The sequence below is a fragment of the Phenylobacterium sp. genome (assembly GCF_044236515.1).
Taxonomy (GTDB): domain Bacteria; phylum Pseudomonadota; class Alphaproteobacteria; order Caulobacterales; family Caulobacteraceae; genus Phenylobacterium.
In genome coordinates this window covers 1-5,968 of the sequence record NZ_JBIIGK010000166.1, presented here as the reverse complement: position 1 = coordinate 5,968, position 5,968 = coordinate 1, and the positions used below count along the sequence as shown (strand labels likewise).

The following is a 5,968-nucleotide window of genomic DNA, read 5'->3' as shown; positions in this document are numbered from 1 at the left end:
GCCGTGATCGCCGCCTTCATGCTCCGCGGCCAGCCGCTGCTGATGTTCGCCGTGGTGGCCGTGATCTCGATCGGCGCCAACGCCGCCGCCGACCGCGTTAACACCGAGAAGAGCTGGCGCAGCTTCTTCGGCGTCCTGCGCCTGTCGAAGACCACCGCGCCGGCCCGCGGCGGCGAGATCCGCATGCTCGCCCACGGCACTACCATGCACGGAGCCCAGGCGGTCCACCCCTACTGGGCCTGCCAGCCGATGGTCTACTACACCGTCGGCACGCCGATCGGTCAGGTGTTCCTCAACCAGCAGGACGCCCGCCCGGCGGGAACGCGCATCGGCGCCGTCGGGCTCGGCACCGGGTCCATCGCCGCCTATGTGCGCCCCGGCGACAGCCTGACCTTCTTCGAGATCGACCCCCTCGTTGTCCGCGTCTCGACCGACCCCGACAACTTCACCTACACCACCCGCTGCGCCCGCGGACCCATCGACTATGTGATCGGCGACGCCCGCCTCACCCTGGCCAGGCAGCCGGACGCCAGCTTCGACATTCTGCTGGTCGACGCCTTCTCGTCCGACGCCGTGCCCTCGCACCTGCTGACGGTCGAGGCGGTCCGCGGATATCTGCGCAAGCTGAAGCCGGACGGCGTGGTCATCCTTCACCTGTCCAACCGTCACCTCGACCTGCTCGGCCCCGCCCAGGCAGTGGTGAGGGCGGCCGGGGGGCACGGGTATCTGCAGATGCGCCGGGTGGTCAGCGGCGCCAACTTCTGGGAGGCCGACGAGGACGCGATGGTCATCGCTCGAAATCCGGAGGCGCTGGCCGCCTACGCCGCCGATCCGCGCTGGCTCGCGCTCGATCCGACCAAGGCGCGGCCGTGGACTGACGACTACACCAACCTGCCGGGCGCCCTCTGGCGCAAGATGCGCGAGCAGTGGGGCGGCTAGAGCGGCGTCTCCACCGCAACTACGGCCTGCGCCATCAGGCCTTCCTCGCGGCCGGTGAAGCCCATCTTCTCGGTCGTCGTCGCCTTGACGCTGACCCGCCCGACCTCGATCCCGAGCAGCTCGGCGATCCGCGCCCGCATGTCGTCGCGGTGAGGACGAATCTTCGGGCGCTCGCAGACCAGGGTGACGTCGGCGTTGTTGATCCGGCCTCCCTGCGCGGCCACCAGGCTGACGGCGTGGGCCAGGAACTGGTCCGAGGACGCGCCCTTCCAACGCGGGTCGCTGGGCGGGAAATGTTCGCCGATGTCGGCGGCGCCGATCGCCCCGAGCACCGCGTCGGTCAAGGCGTGCAGCCCGCAGTCGGCGTCCGAATGGCCGACCAGGCCGAGTTCATGCTCGATCCGCACGCCGCAGAGCCAGACGACCTCGCCGGGCCCGAACCGATGGGCGTCGATCCCCTGGCCGATCCGCAGGATCCTCCGCGAGGCCGCCAGCTGCTCCGCCATCAGGAAATCTTCCGGATAGGTCAGCTTCATCAGCATCGGGTCGCCCGGCGTCATGGCCACATGGCCGCCGGCCCGTTCCATCACCGCCGCATCGTCGGTCGGCTCCTCGCCGGTCGGCCAGCGGCGGTAGGCGGCCTTCAGGCGGCCGAAGCGGAAGGCCTGCGGCGTCTGGGCCCGCCACAGCCCGGCCCGCGACACGGTCTCGTCGACCAGGCCTTCGCCGCGCTTCAGGGTGTCGGCGACGGGAAGGGCAGGGACCGCACCGTCAGCCACGTCCAACGCCGCCAACAGCCGATCGACATGCGCCCGCGAGACGAAGGGGCGCGCCGCGTCGTGGATCAGCACCGGCTGGTTCCGCGCCGCGGTCAGCGCCGCTAGCCCAGCCTGGACGGAATCGGCCCGCGTCGCCCCGCCGGTAACGGCGCGCCAGCCTTCCAGCCCTGCCAAGGCCTCGTCGACCTGCGGTAGCCGATCACGGGCCACCACGACGACAACCTCGCGAGCGCCGGCGGACAGGAGGCCTTCTACGGACCAGCGGACGATCGGCCGACCGCCCAGCGCGCGCCAAGCCTTGGGCTCCCCCGGCCCCGCCCGCAAACCTGCCCCCGCCGCAACCACGACCGCCGAAAAACTCATGCGTCCTCTTTAAGGCGGGCTCCAGGGTTGTCCAGCGGCCGGGCTTTACGCGTCCGCTGCGGTTGCCTAAAAAGCCGCCGTTCCAGGTGGGTAAAAAATGGGCAATCCAGTCAAGGTTGGCGAGGTCGCTGTCGGCGGCCGGACATGGATCGCCCCCATGACCGGCGTTTCCGATCTGCCGTTCCGCCGGGCCGCCAGCCGGCTTGGCGCGCCCTACGTCGCGACCGAGATGGTCGCCTGCGCCGAGTTCTCTCGCGGTCGACCCGACGTCGTGCGCCGCGCCGCGGTGGGCGAGGGGCTGCCGTTGATGGTCGTGCAACTGGTCGGCCGGGACCCGACCCATATCGCCGAGGGCGCGCGCCTTGCCGTCCAGGCCGGCGCCCAGATCGTCGACCTGAACTTCGGCTGCCCGGCCAAGGAGGTCACCGGCGTCCTTTCGGGCTCGGCCTTGATGCGAGAGCCGGACCTCGCCGCCCGCCTGATGGCCGCCGCGGTCGAGGCTGTCGATGTCCCCGTCACCGTGAAGATGCGCCTCGGATGGGACGACGCCTCGAAGAACGCGCCGGAGATCGCCGCCCGCGCCGAAGCGCTCGGGGTCAAGGCGGTGACCGTCCACGCCCGCACCCGCTGCCAGTTCTACAAGGGCGCGGCCCGCTGGGACGAGGCCGCGCCGGTCAAGGCGGCGGTCGGCATCCCCGTCATCATCAACGGCGACATCACGTGCGGCGACAGCGCCCGTCGCGCCCTGGCCGCTTCCGGCGCCGACGCAGTCATGGTCGGCCGGGGCGTCTATGGTCGCCCCTGGATCGCTGCGCAGATCGAGGCCGCCCTCGACGGTCGCCCGTTCGACGAACCCGACGCCGAGGCTCGCCTGGCGATCGCGCTCGGCCACTTCCGCGACAGCCTGGCCTTCTATGGCGAGCGCCTTGGCCTGAAGATCTTCCGCAAGCACCTGGCGGCTTATGTGGAGCAGGCCCCGTGGCCGCGGAGCCCCGAGGCTCGTCGCGAGGCCCGCGCCCGCCTGTGCCGTCTTGACGACCCAAGCGCCGTCGAAGAGGCGCTGACCCGCCTGTGGCGCAACGCCACCGTTGAGCTGGCGGCATGACCTCCCTGCTGGATACCCTCAAGTCGGCCGCGTTCGACCTCGGTCCCGACCCCGCGCTGATCATCGACGCCGACGGCCGGCTCGCCGCGGTCAACGAGGCGGCGCAAGGCCTTTTCGGCCATAGTCTCGGTTTGCTGGGCCGGGGCGCCTTCCGCGCCGCCCTGCCGGCGGGCTCGGCCCTGATCGCCCTTATCGACCGGGCCGCAAGCTCCAACACCCGGGTCCGCGAGCGGGCCCTGCGGATAAGTCTCTACGGCGTACCGACCTTCGAGGCGGACGGCGCCGCAGCGCCGCTGGGCGACGGCTCGGTGCTGGTCTTGCTCTCGGTTCGGCCGAACCTCGCGGGCGACCTCGGCGCGGCCGATGCGGCCGGCCTGCGCGCCATCGTCGGCCTCGGCCAGATGCTGGCGCACGAGATCAAGAACCCGCTCGCCGGCATCCGCGGCGCCGCCCAGCTGCTGAAGACCGGCGCCAGGGCTGAAGACGCCCCGCTGGCCCAGCTGATCGTCGACGAGACCGACCGGGTGAAGCGCCTCGTCGAGCGGATGGAGGCCTTCTCCGACGACAGCCTGCGCGACCTCGCCCCGATCAACATCCACCAGGTGCTGGAACGGGTCCGCGCCCTGGCCGCCAACGGCTTTGGCGAGGGGCTGACGCTGCGCGAACGGTACGATCCCTCGCTGCCGCCGCTCATCGGCGACGAGGACGCCCTGATCCAGATCTTCCTCAACCTCGTGAAGAACGCCGCCGAAGCCGCCCACGCCCGCGGCGATGACCTCGGCGAGGTGACCATTCGCACCGCCTTCCGCCACGGCGTCCGGGTCCGCGCCGCCGCCAGTGACAGGGGGGCGGGTCAGCCGGCGCGCGGCGCCCCGCTCGAGGTGCGCATCGCCGACAACGGGCCCGGCGTTCCGGCCCATCTGCGCGAGCACCTTTTCCAGCCGTTCGTGAGCGCCAAGGCGACCGGCGCCGGTCTGGGCCTTGCCCTGGTCGCCAAGCTGGTCGCCGCCCACGGCGGGCTGATCGATTTCGAATCCGAGCCCGGCCGCACCGAGTTCCGCGTGCTGCTGCCCATCGCTGCTCCAGAGGAACTCCCGGCATGAACGCGGCTGCGAAGAAGATCCTGATCGCCGACGACGACTCCTCGATCCGCCTCGTGCTCAGCCAGGCCTTCACCCGCCTCGGCTATCAGGTCCGGGCCACGGGCAACGCCACCACCTTGCTCAAGTGGGTTTCGGACGGCGAGGGCGACCTCGTGGTGACCGACGTCCTCATGCCGGACGAGAACGTCTTCAACGTCTTGCCGCGCATCCGCAAGCAGCGGCCCAGGCTGCCCGTCATCGTGATGAGCGCCCAGAACAGCCTCGTCACCGCCGTCAACGCGGCGGAGGTCGGGGCCTTCGAATATGTGCCCAAGCCCTTCGACCTCGACGACATGACCAGCGCGGCCCATCGCGCCCTGGCCAAGCCGGCCGAGGCGGAGGCCGCGCGGTCCCAGGCCCGGGCCGTTCGCGACGACCGTCTGCCGCTCATCGGCCGCTCGGCGCCCATGCAGGACGTCTACCGCACCATCGCCCGGCTGGTCGGCGCCGATCTGACGGTGCTGATCCTCGGTGAATCGGGGGCGGGCAAGGAGTTGGTCGCCCGCGCCCTCCACGACATGGGCCGCCGTCGCGACGGCCGCTTCGTGGTCATCAACCTCGCCGCCGTCCCGCGCGAGCGGGTCGAGGCCGAGCTGTTCGGCAAGGACGACAGCGGTTACGGCAAGCTCGCCGAAGCGGACGGGGGCACCCTGTTCCTCGACGAGATCGGCGACATGCCGCTCGACGCCCAGACCCGCCTGCTGCGCGTCATCGACGGCTCGGAGGTGGCGCTGAACCCCCGCACGGGTCGGCGGCCCAATGTGCGGATCATCGCCGCCACCAACCGCGACCTGCGGGCCCTCATCCAGCAGGGGCTGTTCCGCGAAGACCTTTATTTCCGCCTCAACGTCGCGCCGATCCGCCTGCCGCCGTTGCGCGACCGCACGGACGATATCCCCGACCTTGCCCGCGCCTTCCTGCTGCGCGCCAACCGCGAGGGCTTGCCTGTCAAGACCCTCGACGCCGGCGCCATGGACCGGCTGAAGGCGCACAACTGGCCCGGCAACGTGCGGGAGCTGGAGAACCTCATCCGCCGTATCTGCGCGCTCTACGCCGAGGACCTGATCACCGCCCGTATCGTCGAGCGCGAGCTCGCCGACCAGCAGCCGCTGGCCGAGCCGGGGCAGGGGCCGGCCACCCTGGCGCAGCTCGTCGAGCGGCACCTCTCGAGCTACTTTGCCGACCAGCCGGACGGCCTGCCGCCCCCCGGCCTCTACGACCGCGTCCTGGAAGAGATGGAGCGCCCGCTCATCCAGCTGACCCTCGGCGCCACCCGCGGCAATCAGGTCCGGGCCGCCGAAATCCTCGGCCTCAACCGCAACACCCTGCGCAAGAAAATCCAGGATCTCGGCGTGGAGATGGCCCGCAGCCGGCGCTGACCGCTACGCTGACGCTTCAGCGCAACATCGCTGTTGAGTTTGGAGCACAGTCGCTTAGGCTCCCTCTCCAATGGCCTTCCTGGCGGCCCCGTTCCGACAAAGTGAGATCGCCGCGTCCATCTGGCGGACGGTGAACTCCCGGCTTGTGCTCGGCGTCGGCTACGGCCTGGCCGCCGCCCTGACCGGCGTCGCCATCCTGCTCGCCGCCTCGCCCCCGGAGACCGGGCCGCTCGGGCCCGCGAGCCAGCCCATCCTCGCCGT

The 5,968-nt window shown here is 71.1% G+C and carries 6 protein-coding genes; 5 read left to right on the top strand and 1 reads right to left on the bottom strand.

What is annotated here, in order from left to right; translation table 11 throughout:
• Window positions 1-939: spermidine synthase (locus ACILRF_RS13830; protein ID WP_395673859.1), on the top strand; the 939-nt coding region annotated here is incomplete at its 5' end.
• Here ACILRF_RS13830 and ACILRF_RS13825 read toward each other — a convergent pair.
• Window positions 936-2,081: a bifunctional 2-C-methyl-D-erythritol 4-phosphate cytidylyltransferase/2-C-methyl-D-erythritol 2,4-cyclodiphosphate synthase gene (locus tag ACILRF_RS13825; RefSeq protein ID WP_395673857.1), complete on the bottom strand. Its 1,146-nt coding sequence runs from the start codon at window positions 2,079-2,081 to the stop codon at window positions 936-938. The two genes, ACILRF_RS13830 and ACILRF_RS13825, sit on opposite strands and share 4 nt — an antisense overlap.
• A 97-nt stretch (window positions 2,082-2,178) precedes the next feature.
• On the opposite strand from ACILRF_RS13825, the gene dusB reads away from it, so the two are divergent.
• The 4 genes from dusB to ACILRF_RS13805 form a co-directional block, all read left to right on the top strand.
• On the top strand, window positions 2,179-3,186 hold the full coding sequence (gene dusB / locus ACILRF_RS13820; protein WP_395673855.1) for a tRNA dihydrouridine synthase DusB: 1,008 nt from the start codon (window positions 2,179-2,181) through the stop codon (window positions 3,184-3,186).
• Complete coding sequence (locus tag ACILRF_RS13815) at window positions 3,183-4,289, top strand: nitrogen regulation protein NR(II) (RefSeq protein WP_395673853.1); 1,107 nt, start codon at window positions 3,183-3,185, stop codon at window positions 4,287-4,289. The genes dusB and ACILRF_RS13815 overlap by 4 nt, the downstream gene beginning before the upstream one ends.
• Window positions 4,286-5,707 (top strand): nitrogen regulation protein NR(I), encoded by a 1,422-nt coding sequence (gene ntrC, locus ACILRF_RS13810; protein ID WP_395673851.1) that lies wholly within the window; start codon window positions 4,286-4,288, stop codon window positions 5,705-5,707. The genes ACILRF_RS13815 and ntrC overlap by 4 nt, the downstream gene beginning before the upstream one ends.
• A 70-nt stretch (window positions 5,708-5,777) precedes the next feature.
• Window positions 5,778-5,968 (top strand): hypothetical protein (locus ACILRF_RS13805; RefSeq protein ID WP_395673849.1); only part of this gene is annotated, 191 nt, incomplete at its 3' end.